This is a genomic window from Enterobacter sp. JUb54, assembly GCF_014298075.1.
Taxonomy (GTDB): domain Bacteria; phylum Pseudomonadota; class Gammaproteobacteria; order Enterobacterales; family Enterobacteriaceae; genus Klebsiella; species Klebsiella lignicola.
Genome location: NZ_CP060418.1, coordinates 881,497 through 905,076, shown reverse-complemented (window position 1 = coordinate 905,076; position 23,580 = coordinate 881,497). Strand labels below are relative to the sequence as shown.

Annotated in this window: 19 protein-coding genes and 1 other RNA gene; 8 read left to right on the top strand and 12 right to left on the bottom strand. The window is 56.3% G+C overall.

Annotation, left to right across the window (positions count from 1 at the left end):
* Window positions 1-697: 697 nt before the first annotated feature.
* On the top strand, window positions 698-1,024 hold the full coding sequence (locus HF679_RS04045) for a hypothetical protein (RefSeq protein ID WP_123754701.1): 327 nt from the start codon (window positions 698-700) through the stop codon (window positions 1,022-1,024).
* A gap of 141 nt (window positions 1,025-1,165) precedes the next feature.
* Here the strand turns inward: HF679_RS04045 and HF679_RS04040 are convergent, their stop codons facing one another.
* Window positions 1,166-1,414, bottom strand: a complete 249-nt coding sequence (locus tag HF679_RS04040) for a GlsB/YeaQ/YmgE family stress response membrane protein (protein WP_123754702.1) — start codon at window positions 1,412-1,414, stop codon at window positions 1,166-1,168.
* Between the two features lie 165 nt (window positions 1,415-1,579).
* On the opposite strand from HF679_RS04040, the gene HF679_RS04035 reads away from it, so the two are divergent.
* A complete protein-coding gene (locus HF679_RS04035; protein WP_123754703.1) occupies window positions 1,580-1,771 on the top strand; it encodes a YegP family protein in 192 nt (63 codons plus the stop codon).
* A gap of 107 nt (window positions 1,772-1,878) precedes the next feature.
* Here HF679_RS04035 and menI read toward each other — a convergent pair whose 3' ends face one another.
* Window positions 1,879-2,289, bottom strand: a complete 411-nt coding sequence (gene menI, locus HF679_RS04030; RefSeq protein ID WP_123754704.1) for a 1,4-dihydroxy-2-naphthoyl-CoA hydrolase — start codon at window positions 2,287-2,289, stop codon at window positions 1,879-1,881.
* Entirely contained in the window at window positions 2,286-5,342 is a 3,057-nt protein-coding gene (locus HF679_RS04025) for an FAD-binding and (Fe-S)-binding domain-containing protein (RefSeq protein WP_123754705.1), read from the bottom strand. The genes menI and HF679_RS04025 overlap by 4 nt, the downstream gene beginning before the upstream one ends.
* 396 nt (window positions 5,343-5,738) lie before the next feature.
* On the opposite strand from HF679_RS04025, the gene ydiK reads away from it, so the two are divergent.
* Together ydiK and rprA are read left to right on the top strand one after the other, a co-directional pair.
* Window positions 5,739-6,863, top strand: coding sequence for an AI-2E family transporter YdiK (gene ydiK, locus HF679_RS04020; protein ID WP_123754706.1), 1,125 nt, complete (start codon window positions 5,739-5,741; stop codon window positions 6,861-6,863).
* Between the two features lie 171 nt (window positions 6,864-7,034).
* Window positions 7,035-7,142, top strand: an RNA gene (rprA, locus tag HF679_RS04015) — antisense sRNA RprA.
* A 78-nt stretch (window positions 7,143-7,220) separates the two neighbouring features.
* Here rprA and HF679_RS04010 read toward each other — a convergent pair.
* The 3 genes from HF679_RS04010 to ppsA form a co-directional block, all read right to left on the bottom strand.
* Window positions 7,221-9,590 carry a glycoside hydrolase family 3 N-terminal domain-containing protein gene (locus HF679_RS04010; RefSeq protein ID WP_187042629.1) on the bottom strand — a complete coding sequence of 790 codons (2,370 nt, stop codon included), beginning with the start codon at window positions 9,588-9,590 and terminating at the stop codon, window positions 7,221-7,223.
* Between the two features lie 4 nt (window positions 9,591-9,594).
* Window positions 9,595-10,992 carry an MFS transporter gene (locus HF679_RS04005; RefSeq protein WP_154145090.1) on the bottom strand — a complete coding sequence of 466 codons (1,398 nt, stop codon included), beginning with the start codon at window positions 10,990-10,992 and terminating at the stop codon, window positions 9,595-9,597.
* A 243-nt stretch (window positions 10,993-11,235) separates the two neighbouring features.
* On the bottom strand, window positions 11,236-13,614 hold the full coding sequence (ppsA, locus tag HF679_RS04000) for a phosphoenolpyruvate synthase (RefSeq protein WP_123754709.1): 2,379 nt from the start codon (window positions 13,612-13,614) through the stop codon (window positions 11,236-11,238).
* A gap of 341 nt (window positions 13,615-13,955) precedes the next feature.
* Here ppsA and HF679_RS03995 point away from each other — a divergent pair, with 341 nt between their 5' ends.
* The 3 genes from HF679_RS03995 (at window position 13,956) to hemP (ending at window position 16,354) form a co-directional block, all read left to right on the top strand.
* Window positions 13,956-14,789, top strand: coding sequence for a pyruvate, water dikinase regulatory protein (locus HF679_RS03995; protein ID WP_123754710.1), 834 nt, complete (start codon window positions 13,956-13,958; stop codon window positions 14,787-14,789).
* Between the two features lie 154 nt (window positions 14,790-14,943).
* Window positions 14,944-15,990 (top strand): 3-deoxy-7-phosphoheptulonate synthase AroH, encoded by a 1,047-nt coding sequence (aroH, locus tag HF679_RS03990; protein WP_123755496.1) that lies wholly within the window; start codon window positions 14,944-14,946, stop codon window positions 15,988-15,990.
* Window positions 15,991-16,174: 184 nt separating this feature from the next.
* A complete protein-coding gene (gene hemP / locus HF679_RS03985) occupies window positions 16,175-16,354 on the top strand; it encodes a hemin uptake protein HemP (RefSeq protein WP_174509949.1) in 180 nt (59 codons plus the stop codon).
* 42 nt (window positions 16,355-16,396) lie between these two features.
* Here the strand turns inward: hemP and selO are convergent, their stop codons facing one another.
* From selO to HF679_RS03965, 4 genes are all read right to left on the bottom strand, one after another.
* Complete coding sequence (selO, locus tag HF679_RS03980) at window positions 16,397-17,839, bottom strand: protein adenylyltransferase SelO (RefSeq protein WP_123754712.1); 1,443 nt, start codon at window positions 17,837-17,839, stop codon at window positions 16,397-16,399.
* A 127-nt stretch (window positions 17,840-17,966) separates the two neighbouring features.
* The gene (locus HF679_RS03975) at window positions 17,967-18,431 is read right to left on the bottom strand and encodes a C40 family peptidase (RefSeq protein ID WP_123754713.1); all 465 of its coding nucleotides are present in this window, start codon (window positions 18,429-18,431) and stop codon (window positions 17,967-17,969) included.
* A gap of 81 nt (window positions 18,432-18,512) precedes the next feature.
* Window positions 18,513-19,262: a vitamin B12 ABC transporter ATP-binding protein BtuD gene (gene btuD, locus HF679_RS03970; protein WP_123754714.1), complete on the bottom strand. Its 750-nt coding sequence runs from the start codon at window positions 19,260-19,262 to the stop codon at window positions 18,513-18,515.
* The gene (locus tag HF679_RS03965; protein ID WP_123754715.1) at window positions 19,262-19,813 is read right to left on the bottom strand and encodes a glutathione peroxidase; all 552 of its coding nucleotides are present in this window, start codon (window positions 19,811-19,813) and stop codon (window positions 19,262-19,264) included. Before HF679_RS03965 ends, btuD begins: the two co-directional genes overlap by 1 nt.
* A 223-nt stretch (window positions 19,814-20,036) precedes the next feature.
* Here HF679_RS03965 and HF679_RS03960 point away from each other — a divergent pair, with 223 nt between their 5' ends.
* Entirely contained in the window at window positions 20,037-20,837 is an 801-nt protein-coding gene (locus HF679_RS03960; protein ID WP_123754716.1) for a MetQ/NlpA family ABC transporter substrate-binding protein, read from the top strand.
* 54 nt (window positions 20,838-20,891) lie between these two features.
* On the opposite strand, the gene btuC is transcribed toward HF679_RS03960, so the two are convergent.
* Window positions 20,892-21,878: a vitamin B12 ABC transporter permease BtuC gene (gene btuC / locus HF679_RS03955; protein WP_123754717.1), complete on the bottom strand. Its 987-nt coding sequence runs from the start codon at window positions 21,876-21,878 to the stop codon at window positions 20,892-20,894.
* 150 nt (window positions 21,879-22,028) lie between these two features.
* Entirely contained in the window at window positions 22,029-23,462 is a 1,434-nt protein-coding gene (locus HF679_RS03950) for a gluconate:proton symporter (RefSeq protein WP_123754718.1), read from the bottom strand.
* Window positions 23,463-23,580: the final 118 nt, after the last annotated feature.

The following is a 23,580-nucleotide window of genomic DNA, read 5'->3' as shown; positions in this document are numbered from 1 at the left end:
CAGCTGGAGAAGGGATATTCCCTGCTCTGATGCTTTTTTAGCGCTTTTTATAAGCATAGACCCTGCCTCGCAGGTTAACAGCGGACTATTTACAAACGTAATGCATTGATAAATAGATAGTTAATGAGGATATAAGCGGGTGTTCGGGCGCAAGATAAAAGATGCATCGGAAATGCCTATTTTTGAAATAGAAAATGGCACCTTCTGTGAACAACAGGCATAACAAAATCAATGAATTAATTGTGAATAACGTTTTTCAGTGGTTATTTCATCCATTACCAACCAGAACAATCTATAAACATCGGTCGGGAAGATTGTTAGTTATCCGGAAAAATGAAGCGGCGATTCAGATAAATTCGGACAAAACCCTGGATTAAAGCGTATTAGTCTACTGGTAACTTGATGTACAATTCCCGCTTAAATTTCCTACAGTTTTCGGCCCAATGTCGTCGGAGTCACTGCTCACCCGGAGCTACGCAGTACAGAATGATAGATATCAGTATTATGTCGATGTGCATGGTAGTACTGCTGGTGATGAGCGTACTGCTGAACTAAATTAGCCCCCTTTCCGCTGTACGCCGCCAGGACTTCACATTCGTGATGAAATGAGGAGTTTTGGAGGATTCGCCCCCCGTGGGATTGTTCGCCAACCAGGTTATCTCTAAGCTTCCAGGCACACTCTAAAGAGGTAACTAAGATGAAAAGAACGATTATTGCTCTGTTAGCCACCGTATCTGTTGTCGCCGCCAGCGCATTTGCGGCAGATAAAACCGAGAGTCCAGCCCCTGCCGACCATTATGCCGGTCAGCCGATGATGGATATGCCCCAGGGCCGCGGCGCGATGCCCATGCCTTTACCACCATTCCCGCCGAGAAAGCCGGTGATATTCTCCGCCACCGTTGCCACCGACAACCCGGCTGAGACCATTAGCAAACTGACTCCGCTGATCCCGACGGATAAAGCCAAACATTATGAAGTGCGTGTGGAAGTGGTTCCCGTCCCTGATATGCCGGAACGCGGCTGAATTCATTCACTGACCTAATCTTTGAAGACAAAAAAAGCTGCCGGTGTTGAGGGCAGCTTTTTATTTTACGTCTAACTTCGTGCTACAAATCTTTATCCTCGTGGCAACCTGCGCCGAGGACGCATGAATGACGACGGGATATTAACTTTTAATCTTTCTGTAGATAAACAGTACAACTAATGCACCAATGACCGCGACTGCAAAGCTGCCGAAATTAAATCCATCGACCTTGCCGAAGCCAAAAAATGTGCTAATCCAACCACCTACAACTGCACCGATAACCCCCAGAACGATAGTGACGATAAAGCCGCCGCCGTCTTTGCCTGGCATAATCCACTTAGCCAAAATACCGGCAATAAGACCAAAAATGATCCAGGAAATGATACCCATAGTTAACTCCGTCCTCTATGTTACTCACAAGTATATCGTTCTTAAATAGTAGCATAAATAACGTGAATGATTCATGAATTATATTTTTAATAGTGATGACTTGCTGCATAAGCAATCATAGTCTACATATCAAGGGGTCATTGTTAATCCGCAAAGGAGTTAAAGATGGGTTATTACGTTATTAAAAAGTCTGAGAAAAGCGTGTCCCAGCCGTGGTATTTCCTGCTCAAAGCCGATAACCACGAAACCATTGCTACCAGTGAAATGTATTCCTCGAAGGATGCAGCGAAAAAGGGGATTGCCTCGGTGCAGAAGAATGGGCCGAGCGATACTATCAAGGATGAGACCGCATCCTGACGCGTAACTGAAGCGAGAAGATAAGGGGGAAACTACGCCCCCTTATTGGCTAACGAACGGCGCTAAACGCCGTGGGGCGAAGAGAGATGCTCTCTTCGCCGATGACCTCAGACAACCGCGGTGGTGAGCCGCGAAGAACAGCACAAACGCCCCTGTTCATCAGAGATATCAATCTGCCACACCTGATGACGAGAGCCGACATGGAGCGCCCGGCATACGCCGCGCACCCGGCCGCCGCGCACCGAACGAATGTGGTTGGCATTGACCTCCAGCCCCACCACTTTTTGCTCACCCTCACTGCACAAATAGCCGGCAACCGAGCCGAGCGTTTCCGCCAGGACCACAGAGGCCCCGCCGTGCAGCAGACCAAACGGCTGATGCGTGCGCTGATCCACCGGCATGGTGGCTTCGATAGTCTCATCGGTAAAGACATCAAAATGAATATCCAGCAGCCCGACCATGTTGCCTTCGCCCATACCGTTGAGCTGTTCCAGCGTTGTCTGACGTTTCCAAATCATCCAATAATCTCCAGCAGCGCCTGCAGCGGATGACGAACCCCGCTGCCTTCAATACGCTTCACCTGACTACGACAGGAGTATCCGGTCACCAGGCAACGATTGCGCGGTAAACGCTGAATCGCCTGTTGCCAGGAAAGCGCGTAGATATCCAGCGAGTTGGCATGGTTTTTCACCTCATGGCCATAGGTCCCGGCCATACCACAGCAGCCAACGCTGACGTTTTCCAGCTTCGCGCCAAAGCGCGCAAAAATCTCAGCCCACTGCTTCGGCGCGGCGGGTAGCGCCGTCACTTCGGTGCAGTGACCAAACAGATACCACGCTTCCCCGCTGCAATCCTGCTCGCGGGTCTCCGGCAGCGCTTTGGGCAGCCACTCGTGGACCAGCATCACGTGGAAATCGCCGCGCTTGTCGCCCAGCACCTGGTTGTACTCATCGCGATAACACAGCACCAGCGCCGGGTCGACGCCAACCATCGGCATGCCCAGCTGCGCCACGCGGTTGAGGAAATCTGCAGTCTTTTGCGCCGTGCGGGCAAAGCGCGACAGGAAGCCTTTGATGTGCTGGGCCTTGCCGTTCGGTGAAAACGGCAGCAGCACCGGCTGGTAGCCAACCTTTTCAACCAGACGGACGAAATCCGCCACCACCTGCGCGTCGTAGTAGCTGGTGAACGGATCCTGCACCACCAGCACCATCCTGGCTTTTTGCTCCGCGCTGAGGGTTTCCAGCAGCTCCAGAGTCATGTTCGCCGAACGATGCCCGACCATTTGTTGCTTCAGCGACGGCGTCGAGAGTAACGGCAGATCGACCATGCCGATATGCTTCTCGGAAAGCTTGCGCACCCACGGCTGATTAATAAAGAAGTTGAAGGTCTTCGGCGCATGAGCCATCAGCGGCGCGTAGGACTCGACCGTCGCCACCAGGTGGTCGCGCACCGGCCGCAGATAGCGGCTGTGATAGAGCTGCAGGAAACGCGAGCGGAACTCCGGCACGTCAATTTTAATCGGGCACTGGGTTGAACAGGCTTTACAGGCCAGACAGCCGGACATCGCCTCTTTCACTTCGTGAGAGAAATCATACTCGCCCTTGCGCGCATGCCAGCTATTGCGGGTACGCTCCACCAGGGTACGCAGGCTGGCGCGTTTTTCCGGCAGCCCCTTCTCCAACTGATTCGGGTCAACGCCGCGGTCGGCCAGCAGGCGCAGCCATTCGCGCACCAGCGTTGCCCGCCCTTTCGGCGAATGGATACGGTGATTGCTGACCTTCATTGACGGACACATCGGGCTTTTCACGTCAAAGTTAAAGCACAACCCGTTACCGTTACACTCCATCGCCCCACGCCAGGAGGTGCGCACCGCGATAGGGATCTGGCGATCCCAGGTGCCGCGCTTCACCGCGTCCACCTTCATCATCGGCGCGTCCACGCCTTCCGGCGGACAGATTTTGCCCGGATTGAGGCGGTTATGCGGATCGAACGCCGCTTTAATTTTGCGCAGCTCGCTGTACAGGGCCTCGCCAAAGAAGGCCGGGCTGTATTCCGCCCGGAACCCTTTGCCGTGTTCACCCCACAGCAGGCCGCCGTATTTTGCCGTCAGGGCCACGACCTCGTCGGAGATCTGCTTCATCAGCACTTCTTGCTGCGGATCGCACATATCCAGCGCCGGGCGGACGTGCAGCACGCCGGCATCCACGTGGCCGAACATGCCGTAGCTCAGGCCGTGCCCGTCCAGCAGAGCACGAAACTCAACGATATAGTCGGCAAGATGTTCCGGCGGGACGCAGGTATCTTCGGCGAACGGAATCGGCTTGGCGGCGCCTTTGGCGTTCCCCAGCAGGCCGACCGCTTTTTTACGCATCGCGTAGATTCGCTCCACGCCGTCCAGCTCGTTACACACTTGCCAGCCGATGACGCCGGCCTCGCTGGCGGCGATCAGTTCATCCAGGCGCTGGCACAGCGTGGTCACCTGGTCGTCGATAAGCGGTGCTTCATCGCCGGCAAATTCGACAATATTCAGCCCCAGCATCTCTTTATCCGGGACATCGGTGATCAGCTCGCTGACCGAGTGCCAGACGATATCTTCCCGCGCCAGGTTAAGCACTTTCGAGTCGACGGTTTCCACCGACAGCGCTTTTGCCTCGACCATAAACGGCGCGTTGCGTAACGCCGAGTCAAAGGAGTCATATTTGATATTTACCAGACGGCGCACTTTCGGCAGGCGGGTAATGTCCAGGCGCGCTTCGGTGATAAAGGCCAGCGTCCCTTCCGAACCGGTGAGAATCCGCGTCAGGTCGAACTCGCTCATATCGTCATTAAAGACGTGGCGCAGGTCGTAGCCGGTCAGGAAGCGGTTCAGTTTGGGGAATTTATCGATGATCAGCTGACGCTGCGCTTTACAGCGCTGGTATACCGTCCGGTAAATGCGCCCTATCGCCGACTGCTCCTGGCTTAGCGTTTCAGCCAGCGCTACGGGGACCGCCTGGGTATCAAGAATGTCGCCGCCCATCAGCACCGAGCGAACGCCCAGCACATGGTCTGAGGTTTTGCCATATACCAGCGATCCCTGGCCGGAGGCGTCGGTGTTGATCATCCCGCCCAGCGTCGCACGGTTGCTGGTCGACAGTTCCGGGGCAAAAAAGTAGCCGTAGGGTTTCAGATATTGGTTGAGCTGATCTTTAATCACCCCCGCTTCAACCCGCACCCACCCTTCTTCAGGGTTAATTTCGAGGATGCGGTTCATATAGCGGGACATATCGACAATGATCCCGGCGTTCAGCGCCTGACCATTGGTTCCCGTGCCGCCGCCGCGTGGGGTAAAGACCAGTGATTTAAAACGTTCTTCCGCCGCGATCCTTGCCAGCAAAACCACATCTGCCGTTGAGCGGGGAAATAATATTGCATCCGGCAGCAGCTGATAAACGCTGTTATCTGTCGCCATGGTTAGCCTGTCGGCGTAACTTGTGGCGGTATCGCCGGTAAATCCTTGTTGCTCCAGTACCTGCAAAAAATTCAATACCAGTTGAACGACACCTGGTGCTTGAGAAATTTGTGGGATCATAACGCTTGACCCTGCCTGACTATGTTGTGTTGTATAAACTTCATCCTTCAGACTGCCTCTCGTTGGCGCATTGGTGTGCGAGCCCGGGATGATTTTATGTATGGCTAATATACCCAAAATATTTCGAGTTGCTTGTAGGCGGCAAGGCCGTGAATCCCCAGGAGCTTACTCAGGTAAGTGACTGGGGTGAACGGGTGCAGCCAACACCCAAGCAACTTGAAGTATGACGGGTATAAACGATTGCGTAGCGCACTCAACTTTTTATCACATTTTTTTCATATGCGCCCACCAGATTTATGTGCAAAATCAGGCCCGTGAAATTATTGATATTATTATCAGTACATGGATTTACGCAGCGTCAGCATTTTGACGCCACTGGAAAGGTAAAATTTCTCTATGATTAACGATCGCCAGCCCCGGGATATACCGCAAGTTCTGCTGTCGGTACTGTTCTTGTCCCTGATAATTATCTCCTGCTTATGGGTGGTACAACCCTTTATTCTGTCTTTCGCCTGGGCAGGCACCGTCGTCATTGCCACCTGGCCGGTGCTGTTACGCCTGCAGCGTGTGCTGTTTGGTAAACGTGCCCTCGCCGTGCTGGTGATGACCATATTGCTGTTTTTACTGTTCGTGATCCCCATTGCGCTGCTGGTCAACAGCCTGGTGGATAACAGCGCGCCGTTGATCAAAATCATCTCCAGCGGCAACGTCAGCCTGCCAGATCTGGCCTGGCTCAACAGTATTCCATTGATTGGTAATAAACTTTACGCGGCCTGGCATGGCCTGCTGGATATGGGCGGCGCGGCCATTATGGCTAAGATTCGCCCCTATATCGGCACCACCACCACCTGGTTTGTCGGCCAGGCGGCGCATATTGGCAAGCTGCTGGTGTACTGCGGTCTGATGCTGCTGTTCAGCGCCCTGCTGTACTGGCAGGGTGAAAAGGTCGCCTACGGTTTGCGCTATTTTGCCACCCGTCTGGCGGCTAAACGCGGCGATGCGGCCGTGCTGCTGGCCGGTCAGGCGGTTCGCGCCGTGGCGCTGGGCGTCGTGGTCACCGCGCTGGTCCAGGCGGTGCTGGGCGGGATTGGTCTGGCCATCAGCGGCGTACCTTACGCCGCGTTGCTGACCGTGGTGATGATCTTCACCTGTCTGGTGCAGCTGGGGCCATTGATTGTGCTGATCCCGTCGATTATCTGGCTCTACTGGACCGGGGATACCACCTGGGGCACGGTGCTGCTGGTGTGGAGCTGCGTCGTCGGCACTATGGATAACGTTATCCGCCCGATGCTGATTCGAATGGGCGCCGACCTGCCGATGATCCTGATTCTTTCCGGCGTTATCGGGGGCCTGATCGCCTTCGGGATGATTGGTTTGTTTATCGGCCCAGTGCTGCTCGCCGTCTCCTGGCGCCTGTTCGACGCCTGGCTGCATGAGGTTCCGCCGCCGCCAAAAGATCCGGATCAAGTGCTCGCCGAACTGGAAGAGCTCAATGCGGTGAATAACAGCTGCGAGAAGTAAAAAATGAGGCGGGGAAACCCGCCTTAAATATAAGAAAATCTAATAAAAACACCCTTAACCTTCACCTTCTTCGCCGTATTTCCCGCCATTCTCACAATCATACTTCACACCAATTTAACTATTGAGATGAATCCGATCGACGCATTAATCAGCGATATCTACTATTAGGGCACGGTTATGAATCAATACGTTGATTTATAAGCATGGAAATCCCCTGAGTGAAACAACGAATTGCTGTGTGTAGTCTTTGCCCATCTCCCACGATGGGCTTTTTTTTATCCTGCTGCCTCAGATGATTCTGATGCGGACCTGTTTCCAGAGTCACAGGCCGCCTCTGTCGAATAAATACCTGAACGTTTAGCTCACTTCACAGCGGCTCATCATCTGCCAGTGTTGCGGCAGTTCACGGACCTGGCCGCGTACGGTCACGGTGGCCGTGCCACGGATATCCGCCGAAGATGCGCCGATCTGCAGTTCAAACTCGCCCGGCTCGACAATACGCTTGCCGTCACGGCGGGTGAAGTTCAGCATATCGACCGGCACGGAGAAGGTCAGCGTGGCGCTGGCACCGGCGTCAATCGTCACCCGCTGGAAGGCTTTGAGCTCCTGCAGCGGACGCACCATCGACGCCACTTTATCGCGAACGTATAGCTGGACGACTTCACTCCCGTGACGATCGCCGCGGTTGCGTACCGTCACCTGAAGGGCGATTTCCCCGTCCGACGCCACCTGGGACGCCAGCAGCTCGGGCTGGCCGTACTCAAAGGTGGTCCAGCTTTGCCCGTAGCCAAACGGATACCGTGAGCCAAAGTGGAAAGCAAACGGTGTTCCGCCGCTTTTGAGCTTGTGGTTGTAGTAATAAGGCATCGCACCGGCGCTTTTCGGCACGCTGACCACCAACCGCCCTTGCGGCTCCTCACGCCCGGTAAGTACGTCGGCGATGGCCCATCCACCCTCTTGTCCTGGCGCCCAGGCCATCAGCAATGCCGCCACGTGGTCCTCAAGCCCCTGCAGGTGATAAGGCCGCCCGCCGGTCATCACCACAATTACCGGTTTACCGGTGGCGACCAGCGCCTCCAGCAGCTGCTGCTGTACGCCCGGCAGATTCAGGCTATCGGTATCGGACCCTTCACCGACGGTTCCGCTCTGGAACAGCCCGGCCAGATCGCCCACGCAGGCGACGATAACATCGCTCTGCTGGGCCACGCTGACCGCATCGGGGATCAGGCTGATATCGAACGACACCGGCGAAGTCTGCATCGGTTTGCCGCCGCTGTCGCCGGGGAACACCGGCGCCCCCGCCATGCGCTGCTCGATGATATGGCAGCCTTTGGCGTACTTGACCCGCGCCTCACCCAGCGTGTGGCGCAGAGCCGCCAGCGGCGTGGTCACCTGAGACACCTCATCGACCATATCGCTGATGATCAGATGCACCGGGAAACTGTAGCCGCTGAGCAGCGCCAGCGGATCGTCGGCAGTGGGTCCCACCACCGCAACCCTCGGCTGTCCTTTCAGCGGGAGGATGCCGCGGTTTTCCAGCAGCGTCAGCGAACGGGTAGCCACGTCACGCGCCGCCTGACGGGCCGCAGGTGATTGCAAGGTAATGCCGGCTACATCGGTGTAGGGCTGTTCAAACAGGCCAAGCCGGAACTTCTCCGTCAGGGTACGCCCGACAATTTCATCGATTTTCTCGAGGGTGATCAGCCCCCGCGCCAGCGCCTGCTGTAGATGGCGCGCGCAGTCATCTTTCGGCAGCTCCACGTCAAGCCCGGCGTTGAAGGCCAGCGCAGCGGATTCCGCGGCATCATGGGCAATGCCGTGGTGCTGATGCAGCAGACTGACGCCGCCATAGTCGGCCACGATAATGCCGTCGAAGCCCCACTGCTCGCGCAGGAGGGTGGTCAGCAGGAAGTGGTCGCTGTGACCGGGCTGGTTGTCGATATCATGATAGGCCGGCATCACTGACCCGGCGTTTGCCAGCTTGACCGCCATCTCAAACGGCAGCAGGAAGGTATCGTTGAGTTCGCAAAATCCCAGATGCACCGGCGCATGGTTGCGGGCCCCTTCGCTAAACGAGTGGCCGACGTAGTGCTTCAGGGTTGCCAGCAGGTCGCGCTTTTCCCCCTGTAATCCCTCGACATAGGCGCAGGCCATGACTCCGACCAGCCACGGGTCTTCACCGAAGGTCTCCTCGGTGCGCCCCCAGCGCACGTCGCGTGACACATCCAGCACCGGCGCCAGCCCCTGCTTACAACCTGTCGAGCGCGCTTCAGCGCCGATTTCCCGCGCCGCCCGTGCCACCAGCGCCGGGTCCCAGGTCGAACCGTAGTTGAGCGACGAGGGGAACAACGTCGCCTCTTTACACAGCAGCCCCACCAGGCACTCTTCATGGAACAGCGCCGGGATCCCGAGCCGGGTCTCCTCGACCAGCATTTTTTGCAGGCGGTTGGCCGCGCGTACGCCGCTTTGCGCCGACACAATGTGGGTGCCTAGCGGACGGGTTATCTGCCCGACCCCAAGCATTAAACGTTCGGCCAGAGACGCCTGGGCGCTGACGCCGGCAAACTCGTCGCTCATGTCGCTGCGCTCCCGGTGTTCACCCTCTTCCGCGAGCACCAGCCAGTAGGCGTGCATCTGGGCAATTTTCTCGTCCAGCGTCATGCGCGCCAGCAAATCCGCGACGCGTTCCTGAATCGGGCGACGGGCATCCTGATAAATTTCGGTCATACAATTACTCCTGTAAGGCGGTATTCAGCGCCGGTTGCGCAGTGTCCGTGAGGGTGGTTTCGCGGCGACGGATAAGATCGCGGGCAATGCTGTCCGCCGTGGCGCTATTGAGCTTGTAGAACACCAGCAGCAGCGCCATCGCGATAAACAGAACCGCGGGTATCAAGGTGAACAGGGTATTAATGGTGCTCAGCACCGTCGCCGACTGGGTTGTGGCGTTAGGGATATAGTCGACAATGCCGAGAACCCACCCCACCACCGCGCCCCCCAGCGCAAGGCCGAACTTAATGGCGAACAATGCCGTGGAAAAGACCAGCCCGTCGAGGCGGCGACCGCTGCGATGCTCTTCGTAATCCACGACGTCCGAGAACATGGTCCACTGCAGCGGCGTGGTCAGGTTCTGAATAAAGCTAAAGACCACGTTAACGCCAAATATCAGCCACACCTGATTCGCCGGAATAAAGAAAATAGCCGTGGCAAAACAGACGAAAGTAATAATCGTCCACTGATAGGCGCGGACCCGGTCGAATTTACCCAATAAGCGTTCGGATAATAATGCCCCGAGCAGAGCCGCAATCATTCCGGAGACAATAAACGTAAACACCATATCCGGTCGCTGCATCACGTACTTGACGTAATACATGGTCGCCGACCCGCGTGTAACGACAGCCGTTAATAATAAAATGTTAAACACGAAGATGATTCGCCACTGGCTATTACCGGCCAGCAGTTTGAGGTCTTTTACTAATGAACCGGAGGTATCGCGCGGCGGGGTGAAGCGTTCGCGAGTGAGGAAAAAGCAGCTAAAGAAAAGCACGATGCCAAGCAGCCCCATCAGGCTCATGGCATAAAAATAGCCTTTCTGCGCATTCCCGCCCCCCAGATGAGCCACCAGCGGCAGCGCAATCACGGTGACAATCAGACCGCCGATAAACGATAACGCAAAGCGCCACGATTGCAGCGAATGCCGTTCGTGCGGGTCCATGGTCAGGGAGCCAGGCATCGCGCAGTACGGAACGTTAATCGCCGAATAGATAAAGCTCAGAATGGTGTAGGTCAGGCAGGCGTAAATGATTTTTCCGGTTTCGCCGACGTCCGGCACGTAGAAGGTGATGATGCAGCTGACCCCAAAAGGGATCGCAAACCACAGCAGCCAGGGACGAAAGCGTCCGTGACGAGTCTGGGTACGGTCCACCAGCGCACCGATGCAGGGATCGACCACGGCATCCACCACCCGCACGACTAAAAACATCGTGCCCATAATCGCGGCAGGCAGACCAAATACGTCGGTATAAAAATAGGCCAGAAACAGCGTGGCAGTTTGCCACACCAGCGCGCTGGCCATATCGCCAAGGCCGTAACCAATTTTATTTTTTATCGTCAATACAGAGGAGATAGTCATTATTATCCTTACACGCAAGATAGCGTTTATCACTAAGTCGTTAGTATCAGAATCCGATGACGCGGTATCAGTATTGAGAATGTCCGGCGAGGCAACAATTGTCGAAATTCACTGCGTGATTACGATATTTTGTTTTTTTCTGTTTATGTGACTGACTGCAAATATGCGGTTGAGCATCAGGAAAAGAAAATAAAAAAAATCCCCGTCATTACTGACGGGGATTTTGTGGTTTTAACGCCGGGCTTATTTATTCAGTTCAGCCAGGCCAAGCCAGGTTTGCACGACGGTGTCCGGGTTGAGGGACAGACTGTCGATCCCCTCATCCATCAGCCACGCGGCAAAATCTTCATGGTCTGACGGGCCCTGCCCGCAAATACCGACATATTTACCCTGTTTCTTCGCTGCGCGAATCGCCATCGACAGCAGCGCTTTCACCGCCTCGTTGCGCTCATCAAACAGCTCAGAAACCACGCCGGAATCGCGGTCGAGACCCAACGCCAGCTGCGTCATGTCGTTCGAACCGATAGAGAAGCCGTCAAAATACTCAAGGAACTGATCGGCCAGTAACGCATTCGATGGGATTTCGCACATCATAATGATTTTCAGGCCATTTTCACCACGCTTAAGTCCCTGACGCTCCAGCTCTTCAACCACCGCTTTCGCCTGAGCAACGGTACGTACGAACGGCACCATGATCTCGACGTTGCTCAGCCCCATATCGTTACGCACGCGCTTAACCGCATCACACTCCAGGGCGAAGCAATCGCGGAAGCTGTCGGAGACGTAACGACCGGCGCCGCGGAAGCCAAGCATCGGGTTCTCTTCTTCCGGCTCATAACGCTCGCCGCCGACCAGGTTGGCGTATTCGTTAGATTTAAAGTCAGAGAGACGAACAATTACGCGCTTCGGATAGAACGCCGCGCCGAGGGTAGCGATCCCTTCGGTCAGGCGACCGACGTAGAACTCTCTCGGTGAGTCGTAGCCTTTCATCAGCTCGCGGATTTCGTTCTGCAGCGCAGGCTCCTGGTCATCAAACTCCAGCAGCGCGCGCGGGTGTACGCCAATCATCCGGTTGATGATAAATTCCAGACGCGCCAGACCCACGCCTTCGTTCGGCAGACAGGCGAAATCGAATGCACGGTCCGGGTTACCGACGTTCATCATGATTTTCAGCGGCAGATCCGGCATTTCACCGACGCTGGAGCTCTTGATGCTGAAATCGAGCAGCTCGGCGTACACGTAGCCGGTATCACCTTCGGCGCAGGAGACGGTCACGTTCTGGTTTTCCTGAATGCGATCCGTCGCGTCGCCGCAACCAACCACCGCCGGGATCCCCAGCTCACGGGCAATAATCGCCGCGTGACAGGTACGCCCGCCACGGTTGGTGACGATCGCCGCAGCTTTCTTCATGATCGGTTCCCAGTCCGGGTCGGTCATGTCGGTCACCAGCACGTCGCCCGGCTCGATACGGTTCATTTCACTGATATCGTGAATCACCTTAACCGGACCCGCCCCGATGCGATGGCCGATGGCGCGGCCTTCAGCCACTACCTGACCTTGCGCATGCAGGGTATAGCGTTCCATCACCTGACCGCGGGAACGGACGGTTTCCGGACGCGCCTGCACGATAAACAGCTCACCGGTGTGGCCGTCTTTCGCCCATTCGATATCCATCGGACGGCCGTAGTGCTTCTCGATCTGTACCGCCTGGACGGCCAGCGCCTGCACTTCGTCATCGGTTAACGAGAAAATGTCGCGCTGTTCCTGCGGCACGTCTTCGATACGTACCTGCTTGCCATGCTCCTGGGTCGGCGCATAGATCATGCGGATCTTTTTCGACCCCATGGTGCGGCGCACGATCGCCGGGCGGCCAGCGGCCAGCGTCGGTTTGTGGACATAGAACTCATCCGGGTTCACCGCCCCCTGCACCACCATTTCGCCGAGGCCCCAGGCGGAGGTAATAAACACCACCTGGTCAAAACCGGACTCGGTATCGATGGAGAACATGACGCCGGATGAGGCGAGGTCGGAGCGCACCATCCGTTGAACCCCGGCGGATAACGCCACGCCGCGATGGTCATAACCCTGATGCACGCGATAGGAGATCGCGCGATCGTTAAACAGCGAAGCAAACACGTGCTTCACGGCGACGAGCACGGCATCAAAGCCCTGCACGTTGAGGAATGTCTCTTGCTGCCCGGCGAAGGAGGCGTCCGGCATATCTTCCGCGGTGGCGGAGGAGCGCACGGCAAAGGAGGCCTCGGCATTGTCAGCGGACAGCTGTCGATAAGCATCACGAATGGCGTCTTCCAGTTCGCTCTGGAACGGCGTGTCAATGATCCACTGACGGATCTGGGCGCCCGCTTTCGCTAATGCGGAAACGTCGTCAATGTCGGTTTCATCCAGCAGCTCATAGATGCGCTGGTTAACACCGCTTTGGTCCAGGAACTGATTAAAAGCATCAGCGGTGGTGGCAAAGCCGTTCGGTACGGAAACACCCATACCGGACAGATTCGTAATCATTTCACCAAGGGAGGCATTTTTGCCCCCAACTCTGTCTACATCATTCATGCCGAGTTGGTTATACCAAAGCACCAGCGGTGACGAGCCATTGTTGGACATCGAGACAATCCTTTTGTGATTTAATACCAGTGATAAAAAACTCACGATCAACTACGGGATTTATCCTGACATATTTATGCGGCTTAAAAAAACGGTGAATCGTTCAAGCAAATTATTTTTCCTGTTTTAGGACAGTTCCAGCAATATACCTAAGCCAATGATTCTGCTGAAATCTGCTGCAATTTGATACAGAATCCAGAAAAAACAGAAAACTGAACCATCCTTTTCATTAAAAATAAAAATACCGTTTCATTTTTAAAATGAGACAAGCCGAGGGGGGATATGCTTAAATTTAATATCTGCTTTCAGGTAATTAAACTCATTATACCGGATGGTCAAAAATGGAAAGTGCTGTAGATCGCCACGTATTTTATATTTCTGACGGTACTGCCATTACGGCAGAAGTGCTGGGGCATGCGGTGATGTCGCAATTTCCTGTTGCCATCAGCAGCTTTACCCTGCCGTTTGTCGAAAATGTCAGTCGCGCGCGGGCCGTCAAGGAGCAGATTGACACCATCTACCAGCAGACCGGCATCCGTCCGCTGGTGTTCTACTCCATCGTGATCCCGGAAATTCGCGATATCATCGTGCAAAGCGAGGGTTTTTGTCAGGATATCGTGCAGGCGCTGGTGGCTCCGCTACAGCAGGAGCTGCGTCTCGACCCGACCCCCATCGCCCATCGGACCCACGGCCTGACGCCGGGTAACCTCAATAAATACGATGCCCGTATTGCGGCCATCGACTACACCCTCGCCCACGATGACGGTATTTCGTTGCGTAACCTCGATCAGGCACAGGTGATTCTGCTCGGGGTGTCCCGTTGCGGTAAAACCCCTACCAGCCTCTACCTGGCCATGCAGTACGGCATCCGCGCGGCGAACTATCCGTTTATCGCCGACGATATGGATAATTTAATCCTGCCGGCCTCCCTTAAGCCGTTGCAGCATAAGCTGTTCGGACTGACCATTAACCCGGAGCGCCTCGCCGCTATCCGCGAGGAACGTCGCGAAAACAGCCGCTATGCTTCGATGCGCCAGTGCCGGATGGAAGTCACCGAGGTGGAAGCGCTGTACCGCAAGAATAAAATTCCCTGCCTGAATAGTACCAATTATTCGGTTGAAGAAATTGCCACTAAAATCATGGACATCATGGGGCTGAATCGAAGAATGTACTAATGAGCTAGTGCATTGGATAAAATATGTTTATGCTATCACCCGTGGCCTATACAGGATCATGACCTGCTCTTGCAATAAGCAGAGATTGGTTTATCGTGATGCGCATCACTTCCCGGCATTTTCGCCGCGGAAGAAACAGATTTTTGAGACTCCAATGAATAAAACAGACGAATTGCGTACCGCGCGCATTGAAAGCCTGGTGACGCCCGCGGAACTGGCGCAGCGCCACCCGGTGTCTGCCGATGTTGCGGCGCACGTCGCCGCCTCCCGCCGTCGGATAGAAAAGATCCTTAATGGTGAAGATCGCCGCCTGCTGGTGATTATCGGCCCGTGCTCCATTCACGATACCGACGCGGCGATGGACTATGCCCGCCGCCTGCAGGAGATGCGTGAGCGTTACCAGCCGCAGCTGGAAATCGTGATGCGCACCTACTTTGAAAAACCGCGTACCGTGGTGGGCTGGAAAGGGTTAATTTCCGATCCTGACCTCAATGGCAGCTACCGGGTAAACCATGGTATCGAACTGGCACGCCAGCTGCTGCTGCAGGTGAACGAGCTGGGCGTCCCCACCGCAACCGAGTTTCTCGATATGGTGACCGGACAGTTTATTGCCGACCTGATTAGCTGGGGCGCCATCGGCGCGCGTACTACCGAAAGCCAGATCCACCGTGAAATGGCCTCGGCGCTCTCCTGCCCGGTAGGCTTCAAAAACGGTACCGATGGCAACACCCGCATCGCTGTTGACGCCATTCGCGCCTCCCGCGCCAGCCATATGTTCCTGTCGCCGGATAAACAGGGACAGATGACGATCTATCAGACCAGCGGCAACCCGTATGGCCATATCATCATGCGCGGCGGGAAACGGCCGAATTATCACGCGGAAGATCTTGCCGCGGCCTGCGAGGCGCTGCGCGAGTTTGCGCTTCCGGAACAGCTAGTGGTGGATTTCAGCCACGGCAACTGCCAGAAGCAGCACCGTCGTCAGCTGGAGGTGTGTGCCGATATCTGCCAGCAGATCCGTGCAGGCTCCACCGCCATTGCCGGCATCATGGCGGAAAGCTTCCTGCTGGAAGGGACCCAGAAGGTGGTTGCCGGTCAGCCGCTGACGCGTGGGCAGTCGATTACCGACCCTTGCCTGAGCTGGGAAGACAGCGAGCGACTGCTGGCCGAACTGGCCGCCGCTACCGCTACCCGCCTGTAGTTAGTGTATTGCCCTGTCCCTGCCACTCTGTGGCAGGGCTGTTTCATCCCTTCGTTGTACGCTATTCCCCCGCTAACACCCCCAAAATCCAGGGTTTTCACAAATAACGCTTGCCGTAAAAATTAACATTACTGATAATGATTATCATTGTTGCTTTTATTTTTATTTTGGTGCTATGACGCGAATGGATAACACTGCCACAGCAGAAAAAACAAAAGACAATGCCCCTTACCCCGTGCCGACGGATCGTAAGATAAACAGCCGCACCCTGCTCGGGCCGGAAGGCCGGGTGGTGATTGAACACGGCGGCCAGCACTATCTGCTGCGCCAGACCCATGCGGGCAAACTGATCCTCACCAAATAAGCCCTCTCCAGCCACCGGGCGGAGAAGGCACTTAGCGTGGCATCAGCTCGAGCAGCTGACCTCCAGATGCCTTCCCCAGTCGGGAGGACGATTAACATAATCGTCCTGGCGGTCGCTAAACGGCTGGGTTAATACCTGATGCAGACGCGCCAGTTCAGCCATATCGCCCTGCTCTGCTTGCTCAATGGCGCGCTGCGCCAGCCAGTTTCGCAACACCAGCGCCGGGTTGACGCTCTGCATCTGCTGCTGACGCTGAGCATCATCAATCTGCTCGTCACGCAAACGCGCACGATAGCGGTCGAACCAGCTATCAAAGGCTGCCCGGTCGATAAACTCGTCGCGCAGCGGCGATGCGGCACTGTGCTGCTCGCTGACGCTGAGCATCCGGAAGGTGCGGGTATAGTCGCTGCCTTCGTGGATCATCAGGGCAAACAGGCCATCCAGCAGGTCGTTATCGCCTTTCTGTTGGCTAAACAGGCCCAGTTTGTCGCGCATACGGCGGCCATATACCGTCAGCAAAGCATGCTGATAGCCATCTAATGCCGCATTCAGCGCCTCAACCGGAATAAACGGTGACAGCGACTGCGCCAGGCGCTGGAGGTTCCACAGGCCAACAGCCGGTTGATTCTCGAAGCTGTAGCGCCCCTGATAATCGGAGTGGTTGCAGATAAAGTCAGGTTTGAAGTCATCGAGGAAGCCATAAGGACCGTAGTCCATGGTCAGGCCAAGAATCGACATGTTATCGGTATTCATCACCCCATGGGCAAAGCCCACCGTCTGCCAGCTGGCGATCATCGTCGCCGTCCGCGTGACAACGTCACGGAACCACAGCACGTACTTATCCGCTTCATCGTTCAGTTCTGGCCAGTGGTGGCGGATCACATAATCCGCCAGCTGCTGGACCTTCTCCGGCTCGCGGCGGTAGTAGAAGTGCTCAAAATGGCCGAAACGCACGTGGCTCTCGGCAATACGCATCAGCATCGCCCCGCTCTCGAGGGTTTCACGTTGTACCGGGGTGTCGCTGGTGACCATGGCTAAGGCGCGGGTGGTCGGGATCCCTAACGCATGCATCGCTTCCGATGCCAGACTTTCACGAATCGTTGAACGCAGTACGGCCCGCCCGTCTCCCATTCGTGAATAAGGTGTCAGCCCGGCGCCTTTCAGATGCCAGTCTACGCGACGACCATCGGGCAATTGCTGCTCGCCGAGCAGGATCCCCCGGCCATCGCCCAGTTGCCCGGCCCAGCTGCCAAACTGGTGGCCGCTGTAGACCTGCGCCAGCGGCGACATGCCGGGCAGTAACGTTTCGCCGCCCCACACGCCAGCGCCCTGCGCCGGGTGGAACAGTGTGTCAGGGACGCCCAGGGTTTGCGCCAGCGCCGGGTTATGCCAGATAAGCCGGGCATTGTGCAGCGGTGTGGGCGCGAGCGCAGTATAGAAATCCGGCAGTTCATCACGCCAGTGGGTAGTAAAAGACAGGGTCATGGTTCCTCCTGTCTCCAGTGTAGTGCCTTCAACAAGGTATTAACACGGGTGAACCGCAGGGTTATCAACATAAAAAAAGGGAAGCCCGCGCTTCCCCTTTCATTGCATCTACAGTACCTACCCGATGCTATATTCTGCGCGCCTGCCAGAATTTCTTATTCCAGTAGACGTTATCCAGCGAAGAGCGTGTCACGCCCTGGCTGGTTGAGGCGTGGATAAACTGATTATCGGTATCGTAGATCCCTACGTGCAACCCGCTCTCACCGGACCCGGTTTTGAAGAACACCAGATCCCCCGGCAGCAGGTCGCTTTTATCAATTTTGGTGCCGACTTCCGCCTGTTCGCGCGTTTCGCGCGGCAGCTGCATCGAGAACTTGTCGCGGAAGGTCATCACCACGAAGCCGGAACAGTCCACGCCGCGCGGCGACATGCCGCCGTAGCGGTACGGTGCGCCACGCCAGTTGCGCAGCTGCTCGTTTAGGTTGGCGATAACGGTGATGGAATCTGCCAGCCGCGGATTCGGCGGCGGCGCCCGGTGGTGGCTACAGCCAGCCAGAAATAGCGCCGTCAATAAAATGAACCACAAACGCATCTCAGACGATTCCTCTGTTCCCTATGATTTCGTCAGGATAATTTAGCTGGTTTATCAATGCACTGGCAAGGTAGCATCGTGCTACTGTGATGCAACGAGCATAAAATGACCAGCAACCGCAATACGCTCAAAGGGAATGTCGTAAGCGGCGATTAAATTCTCTTCGGTTAATACCGCGCATGTATCGCCACAGGCGATCGCCTGCCCGCGACAGATCAGCCACGCCCGCTGCGCGTGCCGCAGGGTATGGTTTAGATCGTGACTGCTCATCACCACCGCTACGCCCGCCTCGCACAGCCCGGCCAGGACGCGATCGAGAGCCGCCTGTTGCGCGACGTCAAGGCTGTTCATCGGTTCATCCAGCAGCAGCAACTGCCCCGCCGGATTGGCTCGCGGATGAACCTGCAGGATCACCGCGGCCAGGCGCACGCGTTGCCACTCCCCGCCCGACAGCTGGCCGACCTGACGCCCGAGCTTGTCGCTCAGGCCCAGCTGCGCGGCCACCGTGCCGAGCAGTTCGTTTTGCACACCGTTTTGCAGATGCAGCGACAGATAATGCCAGACCGGCATGGCGAAAGGCGGCGCCTGATGCTGACTCAGATAGGCCCGGTGCCGGGAGAGTTCCTGCGCCGGCCACTGCGTCAGCGGGCGTTCATTGAAGAGAACCTGTCCGGGGCCGCTGCTCAGCCCCGCCATGCGCATCAGTAAGGTGCTTTTGCCAGCGCCGTTTGGCCCCACCAGATGCACCATTTCGCCCGGGCGGACCTGCGCGCTAAACGGCGCCAGCCGCCCGGCCTCTTCGACATCTGCAAGCTGCATCAAAAACGGCATTATTTCGCGAGCGCCCCTTTAATGGCGGCAACCAGCTGCGGATCGTCCGGGGTCATATCCGGCGAGAAGCGCTGGATAACCTGGCCATCTTTGCCGATCAGGAATTTTTCGAAATTCCACAAAATGTCGTTGCTGTTGACCGGCGCGCGGCCTTTGCTGGCCATTCGCTCGTAGAAACCGCTGCCTTCCGGCGCCACGGCCTGCGGCGCCGCATCGACCAGTTTCTGATACAGCGGGTGACGATGTTCGCCGTTGACATCAATTTTGCTGAACAGCGGGAAAGTCACGCCGTAGGTAGTGCTGCAGAAGGTTTTAATCTCGTCTTCGCTCCCCGGCTCCTGGCCCAGGAACTGGTTGCACGGGAAACCAAGCACGGTAAACCCGTCGTTTTCGAGATCCTTTTGCAAGGTTTCCAGCTGCTCATACTGCGGCGTCAGACCACATTTTGATGCTACGTTCACGATCAGCAGTACCTGACCCGCGTAGCCCGCCAATGTCGTTTTTTCGCCATCGATAGTGGTGACTTCCGTATTCAGAATATCGTGTTGCATAGCCTTCCCTCAGTCGATAAAACCGGTTGTTGTTTAAGGTGATCCCTATCTACTGTAGCGGATTCACAGCGCGCTATTGTACTTTGAATCCGCTATCGGTTACACCGCACCGGCCCTCTGGCAACATGAATTCCTCTCAATATGGTCGAAGGGCAATTCAGTGTAGAGTGTTAAATGGATGTAATAGCATTTTCTTATGGACTAATTTGAGAGAGTTTTTGAGATGAAAAAGTTGTTAAGTTCGGTGTTAATCGCCACATCGGTGGTGTTGTTATCGGCCTGCTCTCCTGACGATAACAACAAGGTGAAAGTTGCGATCAACACCGGCCCGGATGAAGCTATCTGGAAGGTGGTTGAGCAGGTTGCAAAGGAAAAATATAACCTCGATGTCGAGGTGATCTCCTTCAATGATTACGTGCTGCCTAACGAAGCGTTAAATAATAAAGACGTGGATGCTAACGCCTTCCAGACGCTGCCCTACCTTGAAGCACAGTCAAAAGAGCGTGGCTACAAGTTTGCTGTCGTCGGCAAGACCTTTGTCTTCCCGATCGCCGCCTACTCGCGCAAAATTAAAAACCTCAACGAGCTCCCGGATGGCGCGACGGTGTCCATCTCCAACGAAACCACTACGCTGGGCCGCAGCCTGCTGCTGTTACAGGCGCAGGGCTTAATTAAGCTCAAAGACGGCGTCGGCTATCTGCCAACCTCGCTGGATATCATCGACAACCCGAAACATTTAAAAATTGTTGAAGTGGACACCCCGCAGCTGACCCGCACGCTGGACGACCCGAACGTCGCGCTGTCGATTATCAACACCAACTTCTCGGCGCAGGCGGGGCTTTCGGCCGCCCGTGACGGCCTGTTTATGGAAGGACCGGACTCGCCGTATGTCAATGCTATCGTCGCTCGCGATGACAACAAAGACAGCAAGAAGATTCAGGAACTGACCGCAGCCTTCCAGACCAAAGAAGTCGCGGATAAAGCGATGGAAGTCTATAAAGGCGATGCCATCAAAGGTTGGTAATCCCTGTGCTGGCGCGGCGGCCTGCGCTGCGCCAGCTTACTCAAGCGTTGTCGCTTAGTGCGAATGGACAGATTTCAGTAACAGCCAGATAAACACCGGCGCCCCCAGCGTCGCGGTGACCACCCCGATCGGCAGTTCCGCCGCCGACAGCGCCAGGCGGGCAATAATATCCGCCCCCAACAGCGCGCTGGCGCCGCCGAGCACGCAGGCAGGCAGCAGGACGCGGTGATCGCTTAATCCACAGAGCCGCAGAATATGAGGGATAACCAGGCCAATGAAGCCAATGGCCCCCGCCAGCGCCACGCTCACCCCCACTAGCCAGCCGGTCGCGACCACCAGCAGCCGCCGCCATAACCACAGCGGCAGACCCAGCTGACGGGCCGAGACTTCACCCAGCGCCAGAAGATTCAGCGCTTGCGACTGCAGGCATCCCCAGACCAGCACAGGCAGCAGCGCCAGCATCAGCCAGAGCTGCTGCCAGTCCACGCCGCCAAACCCGCCCATCATCCAGTACATCAGCTGACGCAGGTCGAAGGAGGTTGAAAAGTAGACCGCCCAGGTCATCAGCGCGCTACAGATGATCCCCAGCGCCACGCCCGCCAGCAGCAGACGGCTGGTTGAGAGATGGCGGCGGGCAAAACGCAGCAGAATAAAGGTGATCAGCAGCGCGCCGGCAATGGCGCATAGCCCCAGCGCCCAACCCGGCAGATAGCCTTTCCCCAGCAATACCGCGGCAATCAGCCCGACTCCGGCGCCGTTAGAGACCCCGAGCAGCCCCGGCTCCGCCAGCGGATTGTCGAAAAGCGCCTGCATAATGGCCCCGGAGAGCGCCAGCGCGCCGCCCACCAACAGCACCGCGACGGTGCGCGGCAGGCGAATCTGCCAGATAAACAGCTGCCCTTTGGCGCTGAACCACTCTTGCGGGCCGATCCATTGTTCTCCGGCGCAGAGGCTGACCACGACCATGGCGAGGAGCAACAGCAGTAAAGCGATAAGCCAGCGCCGGCTGCGGCGCTGTTGAATCTGAGCAAAGGTCAGCATAATTTCCGTGACGCAAGAAAGAGATGCCGTTGATTTTACGGTGGGGATCCGGGGGAGAAAAGCAAAACCTCCGTCGACAGCATTTATCGCGGAGGGTTCAGGAAGCGCGGCGCCAGAGATTCCGGGCACCGCGCGACGGCTGAAGAGCGCTTACACCAGCACCTGGAACAATAGCGCAAAGAGAATAATGTTGGCGATGACGATAGCCCAGCCGTTATAAAGCATATATTTGAGATGCGTCGACTGCGCCAGCCCCATCTGACCAAACATATCCGAGGACGGGAACGGGCCAAACCAGTCTACCTGCGATGAGGCCAGCAGCACCGCGGTGGTTCCCTGCGGCGGCACCCCGGCGGCCATCAGCATCGGGCCAAAAATTTTGTGGGTGAAGGTCATCTGCGCCACCGCTGCGCCAGGCACGTGGCCGATAATATTGAACGCAAAGATACAGAAGCACAGCCAGGCCGGCGAGATCCCCTCCAGCAGCGGCTGGGTATAATCCAGCAGGCCCTGATAGGCATGGAGCCCGTCCATCAGCTCAAGAATCGGGTTATACAGCCAGTAGAGGATAAACATCCACACCAGACGACCGCAGCCATGATACAGCGCCTGCAAAATCTGCGTGGGCCGCAGTCCCCCGACCAGCCCGGTGATCAGCGCCACCAGCAGCATCACAATAATCGCGAAGCTAAAGCCGGCTTTAATCACCACCCCAATCACCGCCATCACGATAATGGTTGCCGCAAAGGCCAGGGCGCTCAGCTTCTTGCGGCGAGACACCGCAGGGCTCTCTTCCTGCTGAACCTTTTCCGACAGGTCAACCTCATAACACAGTTTACCTTCGGTCATTTTCTGAATCCGCCCCGCCATCACCCAACCGGCCAGCAGGGTGACGGCGCTCATTGGCAGCCCGACATACAGCAGGTAATCCGGGTAGCTCAGCCCCCCGAGTTTAAGGATGGTCACGGTGCTGGGAGTAAACGGCCCGGTAAAAAGACCGATCGAACCGGCGGTCATCATCAGCGCGGCGACCGTCGGCGGCGTCAGCCTGACCGCAGCAGCAACGGGAATAATAACCGCCACAATGATCGCGTTTCCGCCGGCCATCGTGCCCAGCGCCCCGCAGATCAGGATCGACGAGATGACGATGCCAAATTTAACCCGGGTCTGGCTGGACAGGCCGATGCGATGCACCACAAATTTCACCAGTTCCACTGCCGCACCGGTGCGGGTGGCCACTTCGCCGACCCCGGCGCCGAGCATGATAATCAGACCAACGGTGGCGATAAAAGAACCGGTGGACTTCGCCAGCATCGTGCCCATTTCAGGCAGGCCGGTAGAGGTCATGATCATCGCGATAATAATGGAAGAGATCACCGCCAGCACAATATCCACGCCGACAATCGACAGCACCGCTAATGCAACCAGCGGCGTAAAACTCAGCAAGCCTAATTCCGCGACGGGCTGGTTGTGACACCAGAGCGCGGTCAATAAAAACACCCCTAACAGCAGGCCAATAAAAATATTTTTTCTGGTGATATTTTGTCTGGATATCGGGTTGCCAGAGAGCGTTGAGTCACTCATATAACTCCTTATTGCCAATCAAACCGGCCGTTATTTCAGGGCGGCGTTTTCGGACCTGCTCAGAAAATATCCCCCCTCGTTATCATTGTTGGCTCTGTCGCCTGAGGGGTGTGTAGGG

Excerpts from the sequence above, each read along its gene's own strand:
- HF679_RS04035 (WP_123754703.1), top strand. The coding sequence starts at position 1,580 with ATGGGTTATTACGTTATTAAAAAGTCTGAGAAAAGCGTGTCCCAGCCG.
- HF679_RS04005 (WP_154145090.1), bottom strand. The coding sequence starts at position 10,992 with ATGACTATCTCCTCTGTATTGACGATAAAAAATAAAATTGGTTACGGC.
- hemP (WP_174509949.1), top strand. The coding sequence starts at position 16,175 with ATGGATAACACTGCCACAGCAGAAAAAACAAAAGACAATGCCCCTTAC.
- btuD (WP_123754714.1), bottom strand. The coding sequence starts at position 19,262 with ATGCCGTTTTTGATGCAGCTTGCAGATGTCGAAGAGGCCGGGCGGCTG.
- HF679_RS03965 (WP_123754715.1), bottom strand. The coding sequence starts at position 19,813 with ATGCAACACGATATTCTGAATACGGAAGTCACCACTATCGATGGCGAA.
- HF679_RS04010 (WP_187042629.1), bottom strand. The coding sequence starts at position 9,590 with ATGACCGAAATTTATCAGGATGCCCGTCGCCCGATTCAGGAACGCGTC.
- selO (WP_123754712.1), bottom strand. The coding sequence starts at position 17,839 with ATGACCCTGTCTTTTACTACCCACTGGCGTGATGAACTGCCGGATTTC.
- HF679_RS04025 (WP_123754705.1), bottom strand. The coding sequence starts at position 5,342 with ATGATCCCACAAATTTCTCAAGCACCAGGTGTCGTTCAACTGGTATTG.
- HF679_RS03975 (WP_123754713.1), bottom strand. The coding sequence starts at position 18,431 with ATGCGTTTGTGGTTCATTTTATTGACGGCGCTATTTCTGGCTGGCTGT.
- HF679_RS04045 (WP_123754701.1), top strand. The coding sequence starts at position 698 with ATGAAAAGAACGATTATTGCTCTGTTAGCCACCGTATCTGTTGTCGCC.
- HF679_RS03950 (WP_123754718.1), bottom strand. The coding sequence starts at position 23,462 with ATGAGTGACTCAACGCTCTCTGGCAACCCGATATCCAGACAAAATATC.
- ydiK (WP_123754706.1), top strand. The coding sequence starts at position 5,739 with ATGATTAACGATCGCCAGCCCCGGGATATACCGCAAGTTCTGCTGTCG.
- menI (WP_123754704.1), bottom strand. The coding sequence starts at position 2,289 with ATGATTTGGAAACGTCAGACAACGCTGGAACAGCTCAACGGTATGGGC.
- ppsA (WP_123754709.1), bottom strand. The coding sequence starts at position 13,614 with ATGTCCAACAATGGCTCGTCACCGCTGGTGCTTTGGTATAACCAACTC.
- HF679_RS03960 (WP_123754716.1), top strand. The coding sequence starts at position 20,037 with ATGAAAAAGTTGTTAAGTTCGGTGTTAATCGCCACATCGGTGGTGTTG.
- aroH (WP_123755496.1), top strand. The coding sequence starts at position 14,944 with ATGAATAAAACAGACGAATTGCGTACCGCGCGCATTGAAAGCCTGGTG.
- btuC (WP_123754717.1), bottom strand. The coding sequence starts at position 21,878 with ATGCTGACCTTTGCTCAGATTCAACAGCGCCGCAGCCGGCGCTGGCTT.
- HF679_RS03995 (WP_123754710.1), top strand. The coding sequence starts at position 13,956 with ATGGAAAGTGCTGTAGATCGCCACGTATTTTATATTTCTGACGGTACT.
- HF679_RS04040 (WP_123754702.1), bottom strand. The coding sequence starts at position 1,414 with ATGGGTATCATTTCCTGGATCATTTTTGGTCTTATTGCCGGTATTTTG.